At 47.9% G+C, this 24,042-nt stretch carries 22 protein-coding genes; 1 reads left to right on the forward strand and 21 read right to left on the reverse strand.

Annotated elements, in window-relative coordinates; translation table 11 throughout:
* Positions 1-11: 11 nt before the first annotated feature.
* The gene (locus tag Pcarn_RS10260; RefSeq protein WP_261833775.1) at positions 12-1,592 is read left to right on the forward strand and encodes a lytic transglycosylase; all 1,581 of its coding nucleotides are present in this window, start codon (positions 12-14) and stop codon (positions 1,590-1,592) included.
* On the opposite strand, the gene Pcarn_RS10265 is transcribed toward Pcarn_RS10260, so the two are convergent.
* From Pcarn_RS10265 to rpsB, 21 genes are all read right to left on the reverse strand, one after another.
* Positions 1,582-2,442, reverse strand: a complete 861-nt coding sequence (locus Pcarn_RS10265) for an endonuclease/exonuclease/phosphatase family protein (RefSeq protein WP_261833776.1) — start codon at positions 2,440-2,442, stop codon at positions 1,582-1,584. The two genes, Pcarn_RS10260 and Pcarn_RS10265, sit on opposite strands and share 11 nt — an antisense overlap.
* Before the next feature lie 95 nt (positions 2,443-2,537).
* Positions 2,538-2,876 carry a nitrogen regulatory protein P-II gene (gene glnB / locus Pcarn_RS10270; protein WP_261833777.1) on the reverse strand — a complete coding sequence of 113 codons (339 nt, stop codon included), beginning with the start codon at positions 2,874-2,876 and terminating at the stop codon, positions 2,538-2,540.
* Between the two features lie 75 nt (positions 2,877-2,951).
* Positions 2,952-3,260, reverse strand: a complete 309-nt coding sequence (locus Pcarn_RS10275; RefSeq protein ID WP_261833778.1) for a c-type cytochrome — start codon at positions 3,258-3,260, stop codon at positions 2,952-2,954.
* An 18-nt stretch (positions 3,261-3,278) separates the two neighbouring features.
* Positions 3,279-4,595 carry a tRNA lysidine(34) synthetase TilS gene (tilS, locus tag Pcarn_RS10280; RefSeq protein WP_261833779.1) on the reverse strand — a complete coding sequence of 439 codons (1,317 nt, stop codon included), beginning with the start codon at positions 4,593-4,595 and terminating at the stop codon, positions 3,279-3,281.
* A 63-nt stretch (positions 4,596-4,658) separates the two neighbouring features.
* Positions 4,659-5,618: an acetyl-CoA carboxylase carboxyl transferase subunit alpha gene (gene accA / locus Pcarn_RS10285; protein WP_261833780.1), complete on the reverse strand. Its 960-nt coding sequence runs from the start codon at positions 5,616-5,618 to the stop codon at positions 4,659-4,661.
* Positions 5,619-5,664: 46 nt separating this feature from the next.
* On the reverse strand, positions 5,665-9,144 hold the full coding sequence (gene dnaE / locus Pcarn_RS10290; RefSeq protein WP_261833781.1) for a DNA polymerase III subunit alpha: 3,480 nt from the start codon (positions 9,142-9,144) through the stop codon (positions 5,665-5,667).
* 17 nt (positions 9,145-9,161) lie between these two features.
* Positions 9,162-9,776: a ribonuclease HII gene (gene rnhB / locus Pcarn_RS10295; protein WP_261833782.1), complete on the reverse strand. Its 615-nt coding sequence runs from the start codon at positions 9,774-9,776 to the stop codon at positions 9,162-9,164.
* Entirely contained in the window at positions 9,777-10,919 is a 1,143-nt protein-coding gene (lpxB, locus tag Pcarn_RS10300; RefSeq protein ID WP_261833783.1) for a lipid-A-disaccharide synthase, read from the reverse strand.
* Between the two features lie 73 nt (positions 10,920-10,992).
* Complete coding sequence (gene lpxA / locus Pcarn_RS10305; RefSeq protein WP_261833784.1) at positions 10,993-11,784, reverse strand: acyl-ACP--UDP-N-acetylglucosamine O-acyltransferase; 792 nt, start codon at positions 11,782-11,784, stop codon at positions 10,993-10,995.
* A 2-nt stretch (positions 11,785-11,786) separates the two neighbouring features.
* Positions 11,787-12,218 (reverse strand): 3-hydroxyacyl-ACP dehydratase FabZ, encoded by a 432-nt coding sequence (fabZ, locus tag Pcarn_RS10310; RefSeq protein ID WP_261835670.1) that lies wholly within the window; start codon positions 12,216-12,218, stop codon positions 11,787-11,789.
* A 187-nt stretch (positions 12,219-12,405) separates the two neighbouring features.
* Complete coding sequence (lpxD, locus tag Pcarn_RS10315; protein ID WP_261833785.1) at positions 12,406-13,425, reverse strand: UDP-3-O-(3-hydroxymyristoyl)glucosamine N-acyltransferase; 1,020 nt, start codon at positions 13,423-13,425, stop codon at positions 12,406-12,408.
* 6 nt (positions 13,426-13,431) lie between these two features.
* Positions 13,432-13,941, reverse strand: a complete 510-nt coding sequence (locus Pcarn_RS10320; protein WP_261833786.1) for an OmpH family outer membrane protein — start codon at positions 13,939-13,941, stop codon at positions 13,432-13,434.
* Positions 13,942-13,958: 17 nt separating this feature from the next.
* Positions 13,959-16,397: an outer membrane protein assembly factor BamA gene (gene bamA / locus Pcarn_RS10325; RefSeq protein WP_261833787.1), complete on the reverse strand. Its 2,439-nt coding sequence runs from the start codon at positions 16,395-16,397 to the stop codon at positions 13,959-13,961.
* Positions 16,398-16,438: 41 nt separating this feature from the next.
* On the reverse strand, positions 16,439-17,794 hold the full coding sequence (gene rseP / locus Pcarn_RS10330; protein ID WP_261833788.1) for a sigma E protease regulator RseP: 1,356 nt from the start codon (positions 17,792-17,794) through the stop codon (positions 16,439-16,441).
* 11 nt (positions 17,795-17,805) lie between these two features.
* Positions 17,806-19,002 carry a 1-deoxy-D-xylulose-5-phosphate reductoisomerase gene (gene ispC, locus Pcarn_RS10335; RefSeq protein ID WP_261833789.1) on the reverse strand — a complete coding sequence of 399 codons (1,197 nt, stop codon included), beginning with the start codon at positions 19,000-19,002 and terminating at the stop codon, positions 17,806-17,808.
* Between the two features lie 17 nt (positions 19,003-19,019).
* Complete coding sequence (locus Pcarn_RS10340; RefSeq protein WP_261833790.1) at positions 19,020-19,865, reverse strand: phosphatidate cytidylyltransferase; 846 nt, start codon at positions 19,863-19,865, stop codon at positions 19,020-19,022.
* Positions 19,866-19,875: 10 nt separating this feature from the next.
* Positions 19,876-20,631: an isoprenyl transferase gene (locus Pcarn_RS10345; protein ID WP_261833791.1), complete on the reverse strand. Its 756-nt coding sequence runs from the start codon at positions 20,629-20,631 to the stop codon at positions 19,876-19,878.
* Positions 20,632-20,724: 93 nt separating this feature from the next.
* Positions 20,725-21,282 (reverse strand): ribosome recycling factor, encoded by a 558-nt coding sequence (gene frr / locus Pcarn_RS10350; RefSeq protein WP_261833792.1) that lies wholly within the window; start codon positions 21,280-21,282, stop codon positions 20,725-20,727.
* A 45-nt stretch (positions 21,283-21,327) separates the two neighbouring features.
* Complete coding sequence (pyrH, locus tag Pcarn_RS10355; RefSeq protein WP_261833793.1) at positions 21,328-22,056, reverse strand: UMP kinase; 729 nt, start codon at positions 22,054-22,056, stop codon at positions 21,328-21,330.
* Positions 22,057-22,275: 219 nt separating this feature from the next.
* Positions 22,276-23,118, reverse strand: a complete 843-nt coding sequence (gene tsf, locus Pcarn_RS10360) for a translation elongation factor Ts (protein WP_261833794.1) — start codon at positions 23,116-23,118, stop codon at positions 22,276-22,278.
* Positions 23,119-23,246: 128 nt separating this feature from the next.
* The gene (rpsB, locus tag Pcarn_RS10365) at positions 23,247-23,978 is read right to left on the reverse strand and encodes a 30S ribosomal protein S2 (protein ID WP_261833795.1); all 732 of its coding nucleotides are present in this window, start codon (positions 23,976-23,978) and stop codon (positions 23,247-23,249) included.
* Positions 23,979-24,042: the final 64 nt, after the last annotated feature.

Here is a 24,042-nt window from a genome sequence, read left to right on the forward strand (position 1 = left end):
AAGGTAAATTGATGAGACTCAAGCACAGCTGGGTTCTGGCACTCCTGTTAACAGGGTGTCAGGTGGCTCAAACTCCAGAAACAACAGAGACAGAGGCACCGAAACAAAACCCTGATTCCAGTCTCGAACAAGCCCCTATCAAAGATGAGGCTCAAGCACAGACAGATTTAGAGCCTAAGGTTGAAGCAACCAAAGAGCTAACGCCTCAGGAGCAAGAAGACGTATGGAAGCGCATCGGCATGCAACTGGAATTGCCGGTCGCTGACCATAAGAAAGTCGAATATTACCGCAACTGGTATCTCAAACACCCGAGCCACCTTCGCACCGTATCAAAGCGTGCCGAGCCTTTCCTATACCTAATTACCGAGAAGATTGAAGAGCGTAACCTGCCGTTAGAGTTAGCCCTACTTCCTGTGGTTGAAAGCTCGTTCGATGCCTTTGCCTACTCGCATGGCAGTGCGGCTGGCCTATGGCAGTTTATTCCGGGTACGGGCAAGATGTACGGCCTAGAGCAGACCTATTGGTATGACGGTCGTCGTGACGTTGAAGCATCAACTGACGCCGCTCTTAACTATCTTACTTACCTAAGTGAGCGCTTCGATGGCAACTGGAACCATGCGATTGCTTCATACAACAGTGGCAGTGGTCGCGTAAGCAGTGCTATCCGTCAAAACCGCCGTCATGGTAAGCCAATTGATTTCTTCTCGCTAAAGCTGCCAAAAGAGACCAGTGGCTATGTGCCTAAGCTGATGGCGCTGGCAGACATAGTCGCCAACCAAGAAAAGTACGGTGTATCCATCCCGCCTATTGCCAACAAGCCAGTTCTGGTTAGCGTTGACCCGAAAGAGCAGCTAGATCTAGGTATTGCCGCTCAGTATGCAGGCATTTCAGTAAAAGAACTTCAGAGCTACAACCCAGCCTACAATCAATGGGCAACCGCGCCAGAAGGTCCACACCAGCTTCTTATCCCTATTGAGAAAAAAGAGCAGTTTGAAAAGCAGGTGCAGGAAAACCGAGGCAAAGGCATCAAGGTAACGCGCTACAAGGTACAGTCGGGCGATACGTTAAGCCAGATTGCTCAAGCGCATAACACAACTATGGATGCCATCAAGACCGCCAACGGCATGAGCTCTTCTGCCCTTCGTGCGGGGGCTTACATCTTGGTTCCGACCTCGAGCCAAAATGCTAACGCCTATGCACTGAGCGCCGATAACCGCCTCAAGCAGACTCAATCTCGCTCTCGTGGTGACTACAAGGTTACGCACAAGGTGAAATCCGGTGAGAGCTTCTGGACTATCGCTAAGAAGCACGATGTTTCGGTCCAGTCTCTGGCTAGATGGAACGGGATGGCACCAAAAGACACGATTCGTGTAGGCCAAGACCTAGTCGTTTGGAAACAAGGTAAACAAGGTGCGGTTATTCGCACGGTTTACTACTCGGTTCGTAGTGGTGACAACATCAGCACTATCGCAAACCGCTTCAAGGTACGTTCGTCTGATGTGATCAAATGGAACAACCTTGATAAATCCAAATACCTAAAACCAGGTCAAAAGCTTAAGCTGTATGTAGACGTGACTAAGGTTAGCGTTTAATCAAAGCAAAACTTGCGAACAATGGATTATGATCAGAGGCGTCACTAGTTGGCGCCTCTGCTTTTTTTAGCTCTAGACCACGGTAATAGATATGGTCTAGCACCTCGCCATCCATAAAACGAGACCTATTGTCAGGGTCAAAGCTTACCTCAATCAGCCCGGCATTACTCATAGCCTTTCTAAGCGCCTGTGAACGACTATCACTCCAAGTATTGAAGTCTCCGCCTAGAATGACAGGCCCCTTATGCTCCTTGAGCTTCTCGCCAAGCAAGCCAAGCTGTTTCGCATAGTCCTCGGTTCCAAAGGTAAAGTTAATTCCGTGCAGATTCCCCACCCCTAGCACCTCACCATTAGAAAGCTGATAAGTGGCAAACAGCGCCGATTTCGGCAGTCTCAACCAGGGCTCAGTAGAAAGCTGCGCGCAGATCTTGCTTGGATAGACATGGGCAAGGTTAAACACCCCAGCTGAGGCATCAAACATCTCGAACGCCTTTGCCTGCTGACCAATCCAATCTGCATGATAGAGCCATGACTTAAACTCTTCAGACATGCTTACCTCTTGCAGTAACCCGAGCTGAATCTTTGAAAGATAAGATTCAAGATCTGATTTCCAGCCCGCCTTATTCTGCTTGTAGATATTCCAAACCAAGACCTCTATCTGCCCGTCTTTATCCAGAGGTGATGCGCTTTGAAACTCCTTACACTCGATATTACTTTCTTGCTGTTCCTGCAGACCATCGGTAACCACCACGGTATCCTTGTCCGGCACCTGAGGCCAAAAATCAAAGGCAAGCACACCTAGAGTAGTTAAGGTGGCAATAAGGGCGATAAGAGAGCGTTTGAATGTCATATACGGCTGGGGCTTGGGAGGAATAAAAACAATCTAGCATAAACAAAAAGCCCCCGCACGATGCGAGGGCTTGAGGTCTTGTGTTGCTATGAGGCTTAGATAGCGTCTTCGTCTTCTTCACCAGTACGGATACGCACAACACGCTCAACGTCGGTTACAAAGATCTTACCATCACCGATCTTGCCGGTTTGTGCAGTCTCAACAATGGTGTCCACACACTGGGCTGCCACTTCTTCAGCAACCACAATCTCAAGCTTCACCTTTGGAAGGAAATCAACCATGTATTCAGCACCGCGATACAGCTCAGTGTGGCCTTTCTGACGTCCAAAGCCTTTCACCTCAGATACCGTCATACCGGTGATACCAACGTCTGCTAGCGCCTCTCGCACATCATCAAGTTTGAATGGTTTGATGATCGCCTCAATTTTTTTCATGGATATTCCCTACCTCTACAAGTGTTTGTCTGCTTTGAATATTATCCTATTTCACAGCGAAATGGCTATACAGTTTTACTTCATTGAAGCGTAGTAAGCAGCCAAGTTTGCGATATCTTCATCGCTCAACATAGAGGCTTGCGCCTGCATCACCGCAGCCAAGCCGCCATTGCGCTGTTTCGCCTTGTAGGCCTTCATCGAAGAAACTAGGTATTTTTCGTTTTGGCCCGCCAGGTTTGGATAGCCATCGATAACCGCAATACCATCAGCACCGTGACAAGCAGCGCAAATCGCTGATTTCGCTTTACCTGCTGCCGCATCTCCTGCCGTGGCACCAAAACTCACGCCAAGGGCTAACACTGCAGACACTAGAATCTTGTTCATAAGGTTTCCTTTTTCTAATTATTGCTTCCAATAAAAACTGCAGTCTTGACCAGAAAATGCTTTGCAAACAAAGAGGTCACCCACAGCTACTACTTCTTGGTTATACATCAAAATCGGGGTCAGCGATCGTTTCCATGGCGGAATTTGATACTCCTGAAACAGTTTTTTTAGTTTTCGACTGCCGCTGCGCCCTTCAGGGTGCAATACCAAACCTTCCCCGACCGGAGCGAAGGCTATGCTTACCTTCTCTTGGGCAAGCGGTGCGCGAAGCTTTAAGCCAACTTCTGAGTCTTGGTATAAGCCAACACTTCCCAGATTCTCTGGTAAATCAATCTCTTGCCCTACAACCAATGCCTGACTCCAGCTAGGTTTGAGATTTCTCACCGGAGCAATATACAACTGCCCCTGAAAGCGATGCACGCTGAAGCCCTTCATAGCTAGCTTAGGGTTAGCATCAGGACGAGCATTTACCACCTCATCGACTATCATCCTAAGCTGATTTTGGCTTGGCATATTGAGGCCTTGCTCTTTAATCCACATTCGCAAAAGCTGGTTTTGCAGCGCAGGTTCACAACTAAGTAATGCCTCGCATTCCAGCCCTAGGTCGTCACCCACTAAGCCTTGATACTTCTCTTTGATAAGGCTCTGTAGCAACTGCTCTTGCTCATAACATAAGGCCGCTGATCGTGTGGCAGAAGCTTGGATATGAGGCCAGCGCTGGCTAAGTTTAGGAATCACCTCATGGCGCAGGAAATTCCTATCAAAATCGGTATTCTGGTTACTCTCGTCCTCAACCCACTCTAGCTGACATCTCTGAGCTTCGGCTTCTAACTCGGCGCGAGTAAACCCAAGTAAGGGACGAACCAGAAAGCCACCAGCGAACGAGCTGATCTCTCCCATCGCAGCCAAACCTGCTGGCCCACTGCCACGCTTTAGGGCGAGTAAAAGGGTTTCTAGCTGATCATCACCGTGTTGGGCTGTTAGCAAGATATCACCCTCTCCAAGGTACTCTTGTAACAGAGAGTATCGCGCCTCTCGCGCTTGAGCCTCTAGGCTCTGTTTAGAGCTAAGCTCGAGCCTGGCGTACTCTACACAAAATGATATCTGATACTCACGACACCATTTACCGCACAGCTGTGCCCACTCATCTGCGTTTTCACTCAGCCCATGATGTATGTGCACCGCCTTGACGGAAGTGGCTGGATGTAGCTCTCGATAGCGAGCCAAAACGTGCAGCAGTAGGCGTGAATCCAAGCCACCACTTAACGCGAGCACTACCTCAGCACCTTGGTGCGACTCTAACAAACGAGAAAGTGGCGAGAGTAAATCTGTCAAAGAGAATCCCTTAAAGCGAAAAAAGCGAGCTAATGCTCGCTTTTAGTGTAACTGTTTCTTGGCTTAGCAGTAGCCGTAACTCATCAAGCGGTCATAACGACGCTCAAGAAGCTCTTCGTTATTCTTGCCTTCTAGCTCTGCAAGCTGAGCAATAAGCGTAGACTTCACGTTCTCAGCCGTTTGGATGTGGTCACGATGTGCACCGCCCAGTGGCTCAGAGATGATCTCATCGATTAGGCCAAGTTCTTTTAAGCGAGGAGCAATCAGACCCATGGCTTCTGCAGCCTGTGGCGCTTTTTCAGCGTCACGCCAAAGGATAGATGCACAGCCCTCTGGAGAGATAACCGAGTAGGTCGAATACTCAAGCATGTTAACGAAATCGCCAACACCGATTGCCAGTGCACCGCCTGAACCGCCTTCACCTACTACGTTACAGATAACCGGTACTTTTAGACCTGCCATTACTTTAAGGTTTTGTGCAATAGCTTCAGACTGACCACGCTCCTCTGCACCAACACCAGGGTATGCACCCGCGGTATCGATAAAGGTGATGATTGGCATGTTGAAACGCTCAGCCATCTCCATCAGGCGAAGGGCTTTACGATAACCTTCTGGCTTAGGCATACCGAAATTGCGGATTACCTTTTCTTTGGTCTCACGACCTTTCTGGTGACCAATGATCATCACTGGGCGACCTTCTAGGCGAGCGATACCACCAACGATTGCCTTGTCGTCTGCGTAATGACGGTCACCACACAATTCATCGAATTCAGAGAATACATGCTCGATGTAATCATAGGTGTAAGGGCGCTGTGGGTGGCGAGCTAGCTGAGCTACCTGCCATGCACCTAGGTCACCGAAGATCTTCTTCTTTAGCTCTAGGCTTTTTTTCTCCAAAGATGCGATCTCTTTATCCAGATCTACACCCTCTTCACCACCATGGCGGCTAACGTCACGCAGCGCTTCGATTTTCGCTTCCAGTTCCGCGATCGGCTTTTCAAACTCTAGAAAGTTTAAACTCATCTAGCATTCCTTCATTCGTTACTGCTGATGACAGTTGGTTCCATCATCAATTAAATTCGAGTTCTACCTGGCTTTGACCAAGTAGCTGCTTTAAATCGTCCAACAAGGTATCCGATGGCGTTACTCGCCATTCCACGCCCAAGCTCAACTTAGCCCTAGCGTCTGCTCGTTGGTAATAAATATTTACTGGCACCGTGCCTGCACGATGCGGCTCAAGGATTTCTCCAAAGCGTTGGAAAAACTGAGCGTCGATTTGCGACTCTGAGATCGACAGTGAGAGTCCTGAGGCAAATTTTTCGCGGGCTTGGCCAAGATCCAATACCTCGCGCGCCGTCATTTTAAGGCCACCATTGAAATCATCAAAGCTGACCTGTCCTGAAACCACCACAATTTTATCTTTTTCTACATAATCTGCATACTTTTCTAACACATCCGAGAAAAGCATCACCTCAATTCGTGCAGATCTGTCGTCTAGGGTCATAATTCCGATGCGCGTACCACGTTTGGTGGTCATTACTCGAGCGGCAATAACTAGTCCTGCGAGAGTCACTGACTGATCGCGTCGGGTCGGTGTGGCATTATTCAAACGACAGCTAGTGTATTTAGCTAGCTCTTTGCGGTACTCATTCACCGGGTGTCCGGTCAGATAAAGGCCAAGGGTCTCGCGCTCCCCCTCGAGCCATACCTTTTCAGGCCATGCTGGTACCTGGGCATACGCCTGCTCAACCCCAGCATGAGTATCATTTAGAACACCAAACATATCGGACTGACCAAAGGCTTCCGCTTGGTTGTGCTGACCAGCAGCACGCACGGCGTCATCGACCGAAGCCATCATAGCCGCGCGATGAGGACCCAATCTGTCTAACGCACCTGCTTGGATAAGCTTTTCAATCACGCGCTTGTTGCACTTTTTAAGGTCTATGCGGGCACAGAAGTCGAATAGGTCTTTGAAATGACCGCCGGAGTTGCGCGCCTCAATGATACTCTCGATTGGGCCTTCACCCACGCCCTTGATAGCACCAATACCGTAAACCACGGCGCCATTCTCATCCACGTTAAAGCGATGCAGACCCACATTCACATCTGGCGGTAGGATCTTAAGTCCCATACGCAGACATTCATCGACAAGGCCCACAACCTTCTCGGTGTTATCCATATCCGCGGTCATTACCGCCGCCATGAATTCAGCCGGATAGTGTGTCTTTAGCCACAGAGTTTGATAAGAAACCAGAGCATAAGCAGCCGAGTGAGATTTGTTGAAACCGTAGCCTGCAAACTTCTCTACCAAGTCGAAGATCTTCATGGCTAGCTCGCCATCAACACCGTTGTTCTCCGCGCCCTCTTTAAAGGTACCGCGCTGCTTAGCCATCTCCTCAGGCTTTTTCTTACCCATTGCACGGCGAAGCATGTCCGCGCCGCCTAGGGTATAGCCCGCCAAAATCTGCGCGATCTGCATTACCTGCTCTTGATAGAGGATAATACCGTAGGTCGGATCTAGGGTCTCTTTTAGAGATTCGTGTTGCCAGGTTTCATCTGGGTAGGAGATCGCCTCTCGACCATGCTTACGGTCGATAAAGTTATCTACCATCCCCGACTGCAGCGGACCTGGGCGGAACAGAGCCACCAGTGCGATGATGTCTTCAAAGCAGTCTGGTTGCAGACGCTTGATAAGCTCCTTCATGCCACGGGATTCAAGCTGGAATACCGCCGTGGTTTCAGAATTCTGTAGTAGACGGAACGAGGCTTCATCCTCAAGCGGAATCGACTCGATTCGAACCGGGTCTTTACCCTCACGTTCAAGCCTAGGGTTAATCAGCGCCAAGGCCCAATCGATGATGGTCAGAGTACGCAGACCTAGGAAGTCAAACTTAACCAGACCGGCGGTTTCTACGTCATTCTTATCGAACTGAGTAACTGGGAAGTGGCCTTCAGAGTCCGCATAGATAGGCGCAAAATCGGTAATGGTGGTTGGCGAGATTACAACACCACCTGCGTGCTTACCGGCGTTACGTGTACACCCCTCTAGGATGCGACACATATCGATAAGCTCTTTTACCTCTTCATCGGCATCATAGAGCTCACCAAGCTGAGGCTCGGCATCAAATGCCTTAGCTAGGGTCATACCTGGATCTGGCGGCACCAGCTTAGAGATACGGTCAACAAAGCCATATGGGTGACCCAGCACACGGCCAACGTCACGGATAACCGCTTTTGCTGCCATGGTACCGAAGGTGATGATCTGAGATACCGCATCACGGCCATACATCTCGGCAACGTGGTCGATAACCTGATCGCGTTTATCCATACAGAAGTCGACATCGAAGTCGGGCATGGAAATACGCTCTGGGTTCAAGAATCGTTCGAACAGTAGGTCATATTCAAGGGGATCGAGGTCTGTGATCTTGAGGGCATACGCCACCAGCGAGCCCGCACCTGAACCACGACCTGGGCCTACAGGGATAAAGTTATCCTTAGACCACTGGATGAACTCCATTACGATCAAGAAGTAGCCTGGGAAGCCCATTTGGTTGATAACGTCTAGCTCGATCTGCAGGCGATCATCGTATTCAGGACGACGCTCTTCACGCACCTTAGGGTCAGGGAATAAAAACTCGAGGCGCTCTTCTAGGCCCTCTCGAGATTTCATTACCAAGAATTCGGTCTCTTCCATACCCTCGGTTGGGAATGCGGGTAGGAAGTATTCGTTTAGGCGAACGGTGACGTTACAGCGCTTGGCAATCTCCACGCTGTTTTGCAGTGCCTCTGGAATATCCGCAAACAGCTCGCACATCTCTTGTTCGGTGCGAAGGTATTGCTGAGCACTGTAGTTCTTAGGACGTCTCGGGTCTTCTAGGGTAAAGCCATCATGAATAGCTACGCGGATCTCGTGCGCTTCAAAGTCTTCTTCGGTAAGGAAAACCACCTGATTAGTCGCAACCACAGGCAGGTCATATTTTTCAGCGCATTCTAGAGCGAAGTGAAGATAGCTCTCTTCATCAACACGACCAGTGCGGGTTAGCTCTAGATAGAAACGATCTGGGAAGTATTGCTGATAAAAGGCAATACTGTCCGAGACAAGGCTAGGGTTACCCTTTAAAAGCGCGCGCCCTACTTCACCATTCTTGGCACCGGAAAGGATAATAAGCCCTTCATTGAGCTCAGCTAGCCACTCTTTATCGATAACAGGCTGATGCTGAACATGGCCACGAAGATAAGCCTTGGAGATAAGCAGGGTTAGGTTCTTATAGCCTTGGTTATTGGCTGCTAGGACCGTAATGCTAGTAAGCTCATCACCAAAAGCAGCAGATTGCAGGGTAAAGTCCGCACCTATGATAGGTTTGACCCCACAGCCATGCGCCGTGTTATAGAACTTAACCAATCCACACAGGTTGGTAAAATCGGTCAGGGCAACGGCAGGCATGCCAATCTCGGCCACCTTCTTAACCAAAGGTGGCACTTTGGACAAGCCATCCACCATGGAAAAGTCACTATGGACACGAAGATGAATAAACCTAGGCTCTGTCATTGGTGCTTACTACTCTCTTAATCAATTAACCCTAAAGCGCGCTTCACTGGCTTAAAGCTTTTGCGGTGCTGCTCTATTACACCATGCTTCTCGATAGCCTCAAAGTGCGCCTTAGTTGGATAGCCTTTGTGTTTGGCAAAGCCAAATTCTGGATGAAGTTTGTCGAGCTCTTCCATCTCATGATCGCGCACTACCTTTGCGATAATAGAAGCAGCGCTGATCTCAGCAACACGAAGGTCTCCCTTCACCACGGCCTGCCCCTGCATAGGAAGTTCTGGTACTCGGTTGCCATCGATAAGCACATAATCTGGCTGTACCGATAGACCTTCAACGGCGCGCGTCATCGCCAGCATGGTAGCATTTAGGATATTAAGCTCATCAATCTCAGCGGGTGAACAGCGGCCTACAGACCATGCCAGAGCTTTCTCTTTGATCTCAGGAAACAGAGCCAAACGCTTTTTCTCAGTCAGTTTCTTGGAATCATTCAACCCTTCGATGGGATTGTTTGGGTCTAGTATAACTGCAGCGGTCACCACATCACCCACTAATGGACCACGACCCACTTCGTCTACACCAGCAAACAGTTGAAAACCTTGAGGATACTCAAAGGGTTCAAAGATATCTTTACTCATTTATTTTCCAATTAGATTCAGTACAGCCTTGGCTGCTTGACGGTCAGCGTCTTTACGAATCCATTCGTGCATTTCAGTAAACTTGTTCTGCACATAGCTGTTATCGCCATCTATTATCTTTTCAAGCGCGGTAGCAAGAGCCTCTGGATAACACTCTTCCATAATGTACTCTTCCACTAGCTCTTCATCGGCTAGCAGGTTCGGCAAGCTGTAGTATTTGTTTAGCATCATGCGCTTAGCGATAAAGCCAGAGATCTTATTCACCTTATAAGCGGTCACCATAGGACGATTGACTAGCATCCCTTCAAGTACTGCAGTGCCGCAAGCCAAGAGCACAAAATCCGCACTCGCCATCACGTTACGTGCAGAGTTCTCTTCGATGATATGGAAATCAATCTCTGGAGCTTCTTGCTTCCAGATTTCCTCAAACTGAGCACGGCGCACTGGATTTACTGCAGAGACGATAAAGCCAATATCCGGATATTTCTGGTGAATCAGCTTACAGGCACCGATAAAATCGGCACCAAGCAGCTTCACTTCAGCGCGACGGCTGCCCGGGAGTACGGCCATATAGCGGCGCTCTTGGTCCAAACCGAATCGCTCACGCGCTTCATGCTTATCAGAGTGAAGCGGGATGGCATCAGCTAGGGTGTGACCGACAAATTCACAGGCAACATTGTACTTATCGTAGAAGGCTTTCTCGAATGGCAAGAATGCCAACACCAGATCGGTAGCCGCATCTATCTTAAAGATACGCTTTGGACGCCAAGCCCAAACCGATGGACTCACATAATGAACCGTCTTAAGACCAGCTTGCTTGAGTTCAAGCTCTAGGCGCAGGTTAAAATCAGGGGCATCGATACCGATAAACACATCCGGCTGCCACTCTTTGAAATACTTGGCCAGCTCACGCTTGATATGCAGGATGCGACGCAGGCGGCCTAAAACCTCTACCAGTCCCATAACCGCAAGCTCTTCCATCTCGAACAAACTCTTGCAGCCTAACGCTTGCATCTTAGGGCCACCGATACCAACAAACTCAGCATCTGGGTATTGCTCTTGGATCCCTTTGATAAAGCCTTCGCCTAGGGTATCCCCCGACAACTCGCCTACCACTATGCCAATGCGTAAAGGTCGACTCATGGCATCACACTCCTTTATAAACAAAAAGATCGCCGAAAACAGCGATCTTTAAAAGCAATAAAATCAACAAGGCTTAGCGGATAATGCCACGCTTCACATCGTTGTTTAGGTAGTCAAGGAAGGATTTAACCGCTGGGAACTCTTCCGCGCTCTTAGCAATTTCTTCCTTCGCTTCATCTAGGCTTAGGCCTGAGCGATACAAAGTCTTGAATGCGCGACGAACCGCAAGGATATCCTGCTTCTCAAAACCACGACGCTTCATACCCTCAGAGTTGATGCCGATAGGGCTACAGTGGTTACCTTGTGCCATCACAAATGGAGGTACGTCTTGAGCTACGGTAGAACCGCCACCAATAAAGGCGTGTGCACCTAGAGTACAGAACTGGTGTACAGGCACTAGTGCAGTAAGGATAACGTAGTCTTGAACGGTCACGTGGCCTGCAAGGGTCGCGTTGTTACCAAGGATAACGTTGTCGCCGATAGTACAGTCGTGAGCAATGTGTGCGTTAACACAGAACAGGTTATCGCTACCCACTTGAGTAATACCATTATCTTGGATAGTACCGCGGTGCATCTGCACGCTTTCACGAATAACGTTACGGTCACCAACGATAAGCTTGGTGTCTTCACCTTGATATTTCTTGTCTTGGTTCTCTTCGCCCAAAATAGCGAAAGAGAATACACGGTTGCCATCACCAATCTTGGTGTGACCTTTAATCACAACGTGCGACATAATCTCGTTGTTTTCACCGATTTCAATGTTACCACTGATATAAGTGAACGGTCCGACGGTGGTGTTAGCACCAATTTTTACATCGCCTTCAATAACTGCAGTAGGGTGAATATTTGCAGAAGGATCAATCATATTTAGAATTCTCGACGGGCACATTTCAATTCAGCAGAACACACCACTTCACCGTCAACCTTAGCAACACCGTTAAACATAGCGATGCCACGACGGTTCTTTAGTAGTTCCACTTCGATAATCATTTGATCACCAGGACTTACAGGCTTTCTGAATTTAGCTTGGTCGACACTCGCAAAATAGTAAAGCTCGTTCTCTTTTGGTGCACCGAAGGTTTTAAACGCTAGAAGGCCAGTCGCTTGCGCCATAGCTTCTAGGATTAGTACACCAGGGAAAACAGGAAGTTGCGGGAAATGACCTGTAAACTGTGGCTCATTAAAAGTCACGTTTTTCAAACCAATTAGATATTTGCCTTCTTCGAAGTCCGTAACGCGATCTAGTAGCAAAAATGGATAGCGGTGCGGTAGAAGTGCTTGAATTTCCGTAATATCCATGGTCTTTTTTTCAGAAGTCAAAGTGTAGTTCCTTACGTGTAATACTTTATTTTATGGGGAATTATATACCCAAGCTACTTCAAGGTGCACGTTTCGGACAGAAATTGTCAAATTTCTTACCTGCAACTTGAGGTCACTTGAACTAAAAAGACCTGCATTATGCAGGCCTTTATTTTTATGAATTGAATTAAGAGTTCACTTTTTTCTCTAATTCATTCAACCGGTTGAGCATATCTTCTAGACGATTCAGTCTCGCCACAGATTTACGCCACTCACGGTTAGGCTGTGCTGGCATGCCTGAAGAGTACACTCCTTTTTCGGAAATACTCTTAAGAATCATAGCTCTACCAGAAATCATAGTGCCATCAGCAATCTCTAGATGGCCTGAAATCGCTGCGCCGCCGCCAATGATACAGTATTTACCGATGTGTGTGCTACCACCGACAACAGTACCACCTGCAATGCAAGAGCCGTAGCCTAGATGTACGTTGTGACCAATCTGGATTTGGTTATCTAGGATAACGTTGCTCTCAACGATGGTATCTTCAAGAGCACCACGGTCTACAGTAGTACTTGCACCTATCTCAACGCGATCGCCAATCTTTACAGTGCCAGTTTGAGGGATCTTGATCCACTCGCCACGCTCATTAGCATAGCCAAAACCATCGGCACCGATCACACAGCTAGAATGGAATACGCACTTCTCACCCACTTCAACATGGTGATAAATGGTAGCGTTAGCCCATACCTGAGTGCCAGCACCGATCTTGGCATTGCGACCAATATAAGCACCGGCACCGATAGACGCATTGTCGCCAATTACTGCGCCAGATTCGATGGTCGAATTAGGACCAACCGAAACGTTCTCGCCTAGGGTCGCATCTGCAGCGATAAACGCCGCTTCTGAGATACCTGTTGCTGGCTGCTCTGGCACATCTAGCGCTTGTGCAACTTTAGCAAAGGCAACATAAGGGTCAGCGACCACAAGTACGTTACCCGTGCACAGCTCGAGCTCGCTCTCTTTAACCATAACCACTGACGCCTGACACTCGGCAAGCTGCTTTTTATAGCGAGGGTTAGACATAAATGTCACCTGCCCTGGCTGCGCCTTGTCCATAGCCGCCACAGAAGAGACAGTCGCCTCTGCATCACCGTGCAGGGTACCGCCTGTAATTTGTTCGAGTTGTTTTAGAGTCAGTGTTGTCATAGTCGATTACTTAAGCTCGTCGATAACTTTTTGAGATAGGTCTAGTTCAGGCTTAGCGTATTGAAGCGCTTGCGCGTCAACAACCATATCAATGCCTTCTTTCTCAGCTACTTTCGCTACTGCGTCTTGGATAGCCTTGAACAGTTTTTGCTTCTCTTGAGCTTCACGACGCTTGCCGTCACGCTCTAGAGATTGACCTTTTAGCTTGTACTCAGCCTCAAGACCAGCGATCTCGATTTGGATCTGACGAACACCATCATCACCTAGAAGCTCAGCATCACGACGTGCTTGATCAACCTTAGATTTGATCTTAGTTTCAAGAGCCTTTAGCTCAGCAGTGCGATCTTTAAACTCGTCTTGAAGGTTTTTCAGTACCGCTTCACGCTGTGGAAGCTCCTGGAAAATTTGTGCTGTATTCACATAGGCAACCTTCTGAGCGGCTTCAGCTGCGTGGGCAACCAACGAAGAACTCAGTACTACTAGGCTCAGGCCAGCTGCTTTGATCAGTTTTTTCAAAATTTTATCCTCAAGTTTTAGAAGGTTCTACCAATGGTGAAGGTAAAGACTTCCTCGTCATCGCCTTCATAGATTTCAATAGGAGTTGCCAACGAGAAGACCAGAGGTCCCATCGGTGACATCCACTGCACCGCCGCACCAACAGAGACACGGAATGCGAATGGATCAGAGTAGTCATAGTAGTACTCTGAACCCGGTAAGTTAGGGTCGATTGCTACGTCTTGGAACTCAGTGTCCCAAACACTTGCAGCATCAACAAATAGACTGGTTCGAATTTGGTTTCGAACGGCATCACTTGCAAATGGTGTTGGAACGATAAGCTCCATACTACCTAGCATGGTGGCGTTACCACCCGCTGATTCATCTGTTGCGGAGTAACATGGGTTGTTACCACCTACACCACCAGAACAGCCAGTCGGGTCATTGTAAACCGCTCTTGGACCAACTGAGTTCGAACCAAAGCCACGTAGAGTAGTGAAACCACCTGCGTAGAAGTTTTCATAGAATGGGAACAGGTTGTCGTTACCATCCGTTTTACCATAACCATTACCGTAACCTAGACGACCACGGAACAGAAGTGCAAAGCTCTGTTTCTGGTTCAATGGGAAGTATTGACGCGCATCGTACTGGATCTTGAAGTACTGTGCGTCTGAACCCGGAACCGTCACCTTAGTGGTTAGGCGTTGGTGGTTACCCGAAGTCGGGAAAATACCACGGTTCAGATTGTTGCGCGTCCAAGTCAGAGAAATATCAAAATCGTCTGTATCCAGAGTGTTATTCATCGGATCATAGTTATCACCCTGAGACTGCAGGAATTTCTCGATCTGAACATAAGGGTCAAGGTTGGACAGACTGTTGTGGGTATAACCTATACCTAGCTCGAAGAAGTTTAATTCATCGAATGGGAAACCCCAGGTTAGAGAGCCACCATAACTTTCGTTGGTATAGTCGACGATACCCGCTTCAGATGCCTCAAACATGTTGTAGAAGATCTTACCACCCAAACTCACACCATCTAGGTTCCAGTATGGGTCACGGTACTCAAGGCTCACGTTCTTCTGGTAGTCGTTCATCATAGCGTTGATACCAACGCGGTTACCCGTACCTAAGAAGTTGTCTTGTTGTAGACCTACCTGGAAGCTGATACCTGACTCAGTACCATAACCGACACCAAAGTTTACGCTACCTGAGTTGGCCTCTTTAACCGTGTAGATAACGTCTACTTGGTCAGTGGTGCCAGGAACACGTGCAGTTTGAACATCTACAGTCTCAAAGAAACCCAGACGGTTTAGACGGGTTTTACCTGTCTCAAGAGAGCGAGAGTTCAGCCATGAGCCTTCCATCTGACGCATCTCACGACGCAGCACTTCATCTTTAGTAGTGTTGTTACCTACAAAGCGGATATCACGCACATAGATACGCGCACCGGGTTCAACATTCACTACCAGAGATACAGTATTGTTCTCGTCATCGAATTCAGGGATGGTGCGAACTTCTGGGTAGGCGTAGCCTGATTCACCCAAAACGCGCTTGATGGATTCTTCCATCGCAGTTACCGAAGCACCGCTGTAGACATCGCCCTTTTCAAATGGGTTCATGCCTTCGAATTCTTCGCGTTTACCGATCAGCTCGCCGCGAACCTCTACATTCTCAACCTTGTACTGCTCACCCTCGTCTAGGAATAGCGTGATATACACACCCTTCTTATCTGGAGAGATCGCAACCTGGCTAGAGTCCACCTTGAACTTCAAGTAACCACGGTCAAGGTAGTAAGACTTCAACGCTTCAAGGTCACCCGCTAGAACCTGTTTCTGATATTTATCATCAGCAAGGAAGTTCCACCAAGGCACGTCTACGTTTAGGTTGAAGCGGGAAAGGAGGTCAGAATCGGTAAACACCTCGTTGCCAATGAAGTTGATCTGCTTGATTTTTGCAGATACGCCCTCAGAGAAGACAAACTTAAGGTCAGAACGGTTACGAGGAAGTGGCGTAACTACAGCTTGTACAGAAGCGTTGTACTTACCCACACTGTAATAGAAGTCCTCAAGACCTTTTTCGATAGTGCTAAGAGCAGTACGGTCTAGGGCTTCACCCACACGTACACCTGAAGAGTTAAGGTTCTGACTTAACTGCTCTTCTTCGATAGCCTTGTTACCGGAAAACGAGATACTAGCAATCGTTGGGCGCTCTTTTACACGCACCACAAGCACATTGCCATCACGCAATACCTTTACATCTTCGTAGTTACCCGATTGATACAGGGATTTGATGATCTCGGAGACATCCTTTGAGCCTACGTTATCACCCACACGAACTGGCATTTCAAGCAAAGCTGCACCCAGTGCAACACGTTGAAGGCCTTCAATTTTAATATCTTCTACTACGAAGTTTCCCGCAGCGTGCGCTGCACTACTGCCTAGAAGTAACGCGGTAAGCAGTAAACGTTTTAACGACATATCGACTACTAATTTCCTATCAAAACACGCTGTCGCTTAAATTACAGGCGCATAAAATCGTTTAAGATCGCAATAGACATCAAAGCAAAGATGATCGCGCCCCCAACTCGGTACCCCATATCTTGGATTTTTTCTGGTACCGGACGACGAATCACAGCCTCGACTGCGAAAAACATCAGATGCCCACCATCCAAAATTGGCAAAGGCATCAGGTTAATAATTCCTAAGTTAATACTGATCAGGGCCAAAAATCCTAAGAAATAGGCAATACCATAATCAGCTGTGGCTCCCGCTCCCTTGGCTATAGAGATAGGGCCGCTCAAGTTATTCAAGCCAACATCACCTGTTACCAGCTTCTTCAGCATGGTTAGGGTTAGACCAATAACCTGTTTTGTTTTTTCTGCTGCTTTGCCGATAGCTTCTATCGGGCCAAAACGCAGGTCAAAGCGATAATCAGCCGGCCACTCATCCACAGTTGGTGAGATGCCAGCAAAGCCCATTGCGCCATTTCGGCCTTTGCGCTCACCCGGAATCAAAGTCAAACGCTCAACGGAGCCATTTCTATCCACTGCCAGCTCTAAAGAGCGCCCCGGATTATCGCGGATAATGGTGGCAAACTCTTGCCACTGTGTCACAGACTCGCCATTTACTGACAAAATCGTGTCACCAACCTCAAGGCCAGCCTGATCTGCTGCCCCCCCCTCTTGCACCGTAGCAAGGGTCAGATAAATCTCAGGTGAATAGGGTCTAAAGCCAAGGGTCGACATTGCCGATTCGGTTTCAGGGTCAAACGACCACTCACGCAAATCCAGCGTATATTGCTTCTCAAGCCCAAGCTCATCTGGCGAGGTTAGGGTCATGGTCATGCTATCGTCGCCAATCTTGGCTACCAGCCCCATGTTGACCGACTCCCAATCTGCGGTTTTGACGCCGTTCACCGACGTTAGTTCCATGCCTGGCAAAATTCCTGCTTCGGCAACTATAGAGTTGGGCGTTACGTCACCAATTACTGGTTTAACCGCTGGAATACCAATCAAAAAGACCAGCCAATAAGCAACTATAGCGAATAAAAAGTTGGCGATTGGACCGGCAGCGACAATAGCACTGCGTTGAGAGAGAGATTTTTGGTCAAAGGCGAGGTGTTTTTCATGCTCAGCCACTTCATCAACTCGACCATCGAGCATCTTGACGTAGCCACCAAGCGGAATCACAGAAATGGAGTACTCGGTTCCGTCTTTACCTATCTTGTTCCAGATAGATTTACCAAAACCGATAGAGAATTTGTGTACCTTTACACCGCATTTACGGGCGACCCAAAAATGGCCGTACTCATGCACTGCAACCAAAATGCCAAGGGCGACAACAAATGCCGCAAAGTTCCATAATACGGAAGTCATAGGATCCACCCTTAACTTAGATGCTCTCTCGCTAAAATTCGCGCCATTCTATCTAGCTCAATCAAGCTTTCCAAGCTATCCAATTCTCTGGCGTGCTCAGTTGCACAAACCTTGTTCATTACCGCTGCATTTACCTTGGCGATATCGGTAAATGCAATCTGACGTCCCAAGAATGCCTCAACGGCAATCTCATTGGCTGCATTTAGCGCTGTCGTTGCGTGCTGACCACTATAACAAGCTTCAATTGCTAGTTCCAAGCAAGGATAACGGGAGAAATCAGGCTGCATAAAGGTCAGTTCACCCACTTGGGTAAAATCAAGCGCCTTAACTCCCGCTTGTACGCGCTCTGGGTAAGAAAGCGTTAATGCGATCGGGGTGCACATATCTGGCTCACCCATCTGCGCAAGCGTTGAGCCATCCTTATACTGAACCATAGAGTGAATCACCGACTGTGGGTGCACCACCACCTTTAGTTGTTCGCGGTTAGTATTGAACAGCCAACGTGCCTCAACGTACTCAAGGCCCTTGTTCATCATAGTCGCAGAGTCTACAGAGATCTTAGGCCCCATAGACCAGTTTGGATGTGCAATGGCTTGTTCAGGGGTAACGCTTGCTAGCTCTTCAATCGCAGAGTAGCGGAATGGGCCACCAGAACCTGTGAGTAGAATGCGCTCTACCCCTGCATCAGTTAGACTACAGTGCCCTAGATTAGTTTGAACTGATTCTGGCAAGCACTGAAAGATGGCATTGTGTTCGCTATCTACTGGCATAAGCTCAGCGCCATATTGCTTAACAGCATCAACAAACAGCTGACCAGACATCACCAAAGCTTCTTTGTTAGCGAGCAATACACGCTTGCCTGCTTGCACCGCCGCCATGGTAGAAAGAAGACCAGCAGCACCAACAATAGCCGCCATCACCATATCCACCTCTGGTGCAGAGGCGATAAAGCACATGCCCTCATCACCAGAGAGAACACGTGTCTTCAAACCGATTGAAGCAAGTTCATTGCGCAGGGCTAAGGCAGCTGCATCGTCAGCCATTACCGCATATTCAGGTTGCCATTGACGGCACAGCTGCACCATCTTCTGTACGTTGCTGCCAGCACCAAGGGCAAAAACCTGATAGCGATCAGGATTTTGCGTTACAACCTTAAGGGTACTTGTGCCTATAGAGCCTGTAGCTCCAAGGATGGAGAGTCTTTGCATATCGAATCAGACCGTTACTACTGCAACATAAAGTAAAGCACAGTAAATACAGGGAAGGCAGCTGTTAGGCTATCGATACGGTCTAAAACGCCGCCATGGCCAGGAATGATGTTACTGCTATCTTTGATGCCAGCAACGCGCTTGAACATGCTTTCAACCAGATCACCTAATACTGAAATCACCACAGTCACTAGGGTGAGCAGCATCATTAGCCAAGGGGTTGAAAACTCCAATCCGAACCAATGGGTTAAGCCCCAGCCGATAAGCATGGCTACAATAATACCGCCAATCAGACCTTCAATGGTCTTGTTCGGGCTCACGCTAGGTGCCATCTTATGCTTGCCGAAGCGACGACCTGCGAAATAAGCGCCACTGTCTGCAGCCCAAACTAGAGCACATACGTACATCACAAGCTTGGCACCGTAGTAAAAGTCAGTATCGATATCGATAGCGCGCAGGGCTGCAATGCTCCAGAAGAAAGGAACCAGAGTCAGTACGCCAAATACAAAACGCAGTAGGTCTGAATCTTTCCAGGCTGGAGTAGATTTCGGGTAGGTGATCGCTAGTGCACTTGCCACCAGCCACCATATAGCGCCTGCGACTACGATTATTAGCAGCGCACCACTAAGTTCAGAAAGCTTTAATGTGCTTTCTGGGATGAATAGGAACGGGATTAAAAAACTGGCAAATAGCAGGACCATCTTTTGCGCTCGGGTACCCATCTCAACAAACTGGGTCCATTCCCACAGTCCTAGCAGGGTGATAAATCCGAGCATTAACATAAAGCCCGTTAGCGGCAGCATAAATACCCCAAGGATAACTAGGGGCGCAAGAATCAGTGCCGTGATAATGCGTTGCTTCAAAAGACTTTCCTTATTTTTGATCCATTAGTGCTTTGATCTGCTCTCCGGTGCAACCAAAGCGGCGCTCACGATTCACAAACCATGAGATCGCCTCAGAGAGGGTATCCTCATCAAAATCTGGCCAATGCGTTTCACAGAAGTAGAACTCCGCATAAGCCACCTGCCACAACAAGAAGTTGCTTAAACGTGACTCACCGCTGGTGCGAATCAGCAGGTCCACCTCAGGTAGATCGGACAGGCTAAGTGCGCCTGACATCAGCTGTTCGTTGATATCACTAGGCTGGATTTCACCCTTGGCCACTTGCTGTGCCAGTGACTGAGTTGCCTGAACGATATCCCACTTGCCGCCATAGTTAGCCGCAACGTTAATCACCAAGCCTTGGTTGTTCTTGGTCAGCTCCTCTGCCTCAGCGATTTTTTCCTGAAGTTTAGGAGAAAAACGGCTCTTATCACCAATGATTCTTAGCTTAAGGTCGTTTTTGTGCAGTCGCTTTACTTCTTTAGAAAGCAAAGTGATGAAGAGATCCATTAGCAAGCTAACTTCTTCCTCTGGACGACGCCAGTTTTCGCTACTAAATGCGAAAAAAGTTACCGCTTTAACCCCAAGTTTTGCTGCTGCAGTAATGGTTTTTCTTACCGCATTAACCCCTTTTTTATGGCCGAATACACGCGGCTTACCCTGAGCTTTAGCCCAGCGACCGTTACCGTCCATAATGAAGGCAATATGTTGCGGAAGCGCAGCATTGGAGAGAGGAATGTCAGACATAAAAGATCAATAAAATGAAACAGGTGGGAGATAATAGCAGAAAAAAACGCTGCACAGTAGGGCAGCGTTTTGTATCTACAAGAGGCGGAAATATTAAACTTCCATCAGCTCTTTTTCTTTAGCACCAAGTACTTCGTCTACTTTCTTAACAGCAGCGTCAGTTAGTTTTTGAACTTCGTCTTGTGCTTTACGATCTTCATCTTCAGAGATTTCTTTATCTTTTAGAAGCGCTTTAAAGTCGCTGTTTGCGTCACGACGGATGTTACGGATAGCAACACGAGCGCCTTCAGCTTCACCACGAACGATCTTAACTAGGTCTTTACGACGCTCTTCCGTTAGCGGTGGAAGTGGAACGCGGATTACAGTGCCAGCAGACATTGGGTTTAGACCTAGGTCAGACTGCATGATTGCTTTTTCAACTTTAGGAGCAAGCTCTTTGTCGAATACTGTGATAGCAAGAGTACGTGCGTCTTCTGCGATTACGTTAGCTACTTGGTTTAGAGGCGTTGGTGCGCCGTAGTACTCAACCGAGATACCAGAAAGTAGGCTCGGGTGTGCACGACCAGTACGTACTTTAGAAAGAGTGGTTTTTAGTGCTTCAACGCTTTTTTCCATGCGCTGCTGAGCATCTTGTTGGATTTCGTTAATCACGATGTCACCTATAATTATTTTTGATTTGGGTCTTGATTCGCGGAATTATGCTTCGGTGATCAAGGTACCTTCAGATTCGCCCATCACTACACGACGTAGCGCACCTGGTTTATTCATGTTAAACACGCGGATCGGCATTTTGTGGTCACGCGCTAGTGTGAATGCAGCAAGGTCCATAACTTTTAGCTCTTGCTCTAGCACAGCATTGTACGACAAGTTTGAGTAAAGTTCAGCGTCTGGGTTCTTCACAGGGTCAGCATTGTATACGCCGTCAACTTTTGTTGCTTTTAGAACAACGTCAGCTTCGATTTCGATACCACGTAGACATGCAGCAGAGTCAGTTGTGAAGAATGGGTTACCTGTACCTGCAGAGAAGATAACTACACGGCCTTGACGAAGTTCACGGATAGCGTCTGCCCAGTTGTAGTCGTCACACACACCCTTAAGAGGGATAGCTGACATTACACGTGCGTTTACGTAAGCACGGTGCAGTGCGTCACGCATTGCTAGGCCGTTCATTACTGTTGCTAGCATACCCATGTGGTCACCCACTACGCGGTTCATACCTGCTTCAGCCAGACCTGCGCCGCGGAAAAGGTTACCACCACCGATAACAACACCCACTTCTACGCCAAGTTCTACAAGCTCCTTAACTTCCTGGGCCATACGATCCAAGATCGCTGGATCGATGCCGAAGCCTTCATCACCTTGAAGTGCTTCACCACTCAGTTTTAACAAAATACGCTGATACGCCGGTTTTGGGTTTGTAGTCATGGAGTATACCTACCAAGTCAGTTTGTCGATTAACAGTCGTGAATAGAGACTAGAATCAAGCTTTAAGCCGTAAGCCTTCAGCTGTCTGATAGCTGATAGCTGATAGCTGATAGCTGATAGCTTTTTAGTCTACATTCAGCACTGCTAAATTTGGATACCCTTTCATAAAAAGACCGTAGCAATTGCCACGGTCTCTATGTGTTCGCTTAAGGCTAATGATTAACCTTTTTGCGCTGCAGCAACTTCGTCAGCGAAGCTCATTTCTTCGCCTTTGTCGATACCTTCACCTACTACTAGGCAAACGAAAGAAGAAACTGATGCGCCACGCTCTTTAAGGATTTCGCCTACAGATTTCTTAGGCTCCATTACGAACGCTTGGCCAGTTAGAGAGATTTCGCCAGTGAACTTCTTCATGCGGCCGATAACCATCTTTTCAGCGATTTCAGCAGGCTTGCCTTCGTTCATTGCGATCTCAACTTGAACCGCTTTCTCTTTCTCAACTACGTCAGCTGGTACGTCTTCTGGGTTAACGAACTCAGGACGAGATGCAGCAACGTGCATTGCAACGTGCTTAAGAGTTTCTGCGTCGCCTTCACCAGCAACAACAACACCGATCTTCTCACCGTGACGGTAAGCAGCAAGTGCAGTACCTTCAACGTACTGTACGCGACGGATGTTTACGTTCTCACCGATTTTAGCTACTAGAGCAACACGAGTTTCTTCGAATTTCTCTTTTAGCTCTTCAACAGAAGCTTTAGAAGCTAGAGCAGCAGCAGCAACTTCTTCAGCGAAAGCTGTGAAGTTTTCATCTTTAGCAACGAAGTCAGTTTGGCAGTTAACTTCAAGAAGAACAGCAACACCGTTTTCTTCTTTGATGATGATTGCACCTTCAGCAGCTACGTTACCTGCTTTCTTAGCAGCTTTAGCAGCACCAGATTTACGCATGTTTTCGATTGCTAGTTCGATGTCGCCGTTAGTTTCGTTCAGCGCCTTCTTACAGTCCATCATGCCTGCGCCAGTGCGGTCGCGCAGTTCTTTTACTAGAGCAGCAGTTACAGCCATTCTCTAATTCCTCAGTTGATTCAAAAAGGTAAAATTCAGGGGCCTAAATTGGGCCCCTGATGCATACTAGCACTTAGTTTATATTGTATGTCGTATTCCGACAAACTAAGTGTGGCTAGGAGCCGCTATTACTCAGCTTCTTCTACGAAACCGTCTTTGTCAGCAGCAGTAGCAACGTCTTTGTTGCGACCTTCAGTTACAGCTGAAGCAGCAGCGTTTAGGTAAAGTTGTACAGCGCGGATAGCGTCGTCGTTACCTGGGATGATGTAATCAACACCGTCAGGATCAGAGTTAGTATCAACAACAGCGTATACTGGGATACCTAGGTTGTTAGCTTCTTTAACTGCAATGTGCTCGTGATCAGCATCGATTACGAATAGAGCGTCTGGTAGGCCGCCCATGTCTTTGATACCACCAAGAGATTTCTCTAGCTTCTCCATTTCGCGAGTACGCATTAGAGCTTCTTTCTTAGTTAGCTTCTCAAAAGTACCGTCTTGAGCTTGAGCTTCTAGGTCTTTTAGACGCTTGATAGACTGACGAACAGTTTTGTAGTTTGTTAGCATACCGCCCAACCAGCGGTTGTTAACGTAGAATTGGTTGCTTGCGATTGCAGCTTCTTTAACAGCTTCAGATGCAGCGCGCTTAGTACCAACGAAAAGAACTTTACCTTTTTTCTCGCCAACTTTAGCAATTTCAGCTAGAGCTTCGTTGAACATTGGAACAGTTTTTTCTAGGTTGATGATATGAACCTTATTACGAGCACCAAAGATGAATGGCTTCATTTTTGGGTTCCAGTAACGAGTCTGGTGACCGAAGTGAACACCAGCTTTTAGCATATCGCGCATTGATACAGTTGCCATTTTAAAATCCTCTATGGGGTTAGGCCTCCACATTTCCCATGGTTTCGACCTCATAAACTCTATG

The organism is Vibrio ishigakensis, assembly GCF_024347675.1.
In the GTDB taxonomy this organism is placed as follows: Bacteria; Pseudomonadota; Gammaproteobacteria; order Enterobacterales; family Vibrionaceae; genus Vibrio; species Vibrio ishigakensis.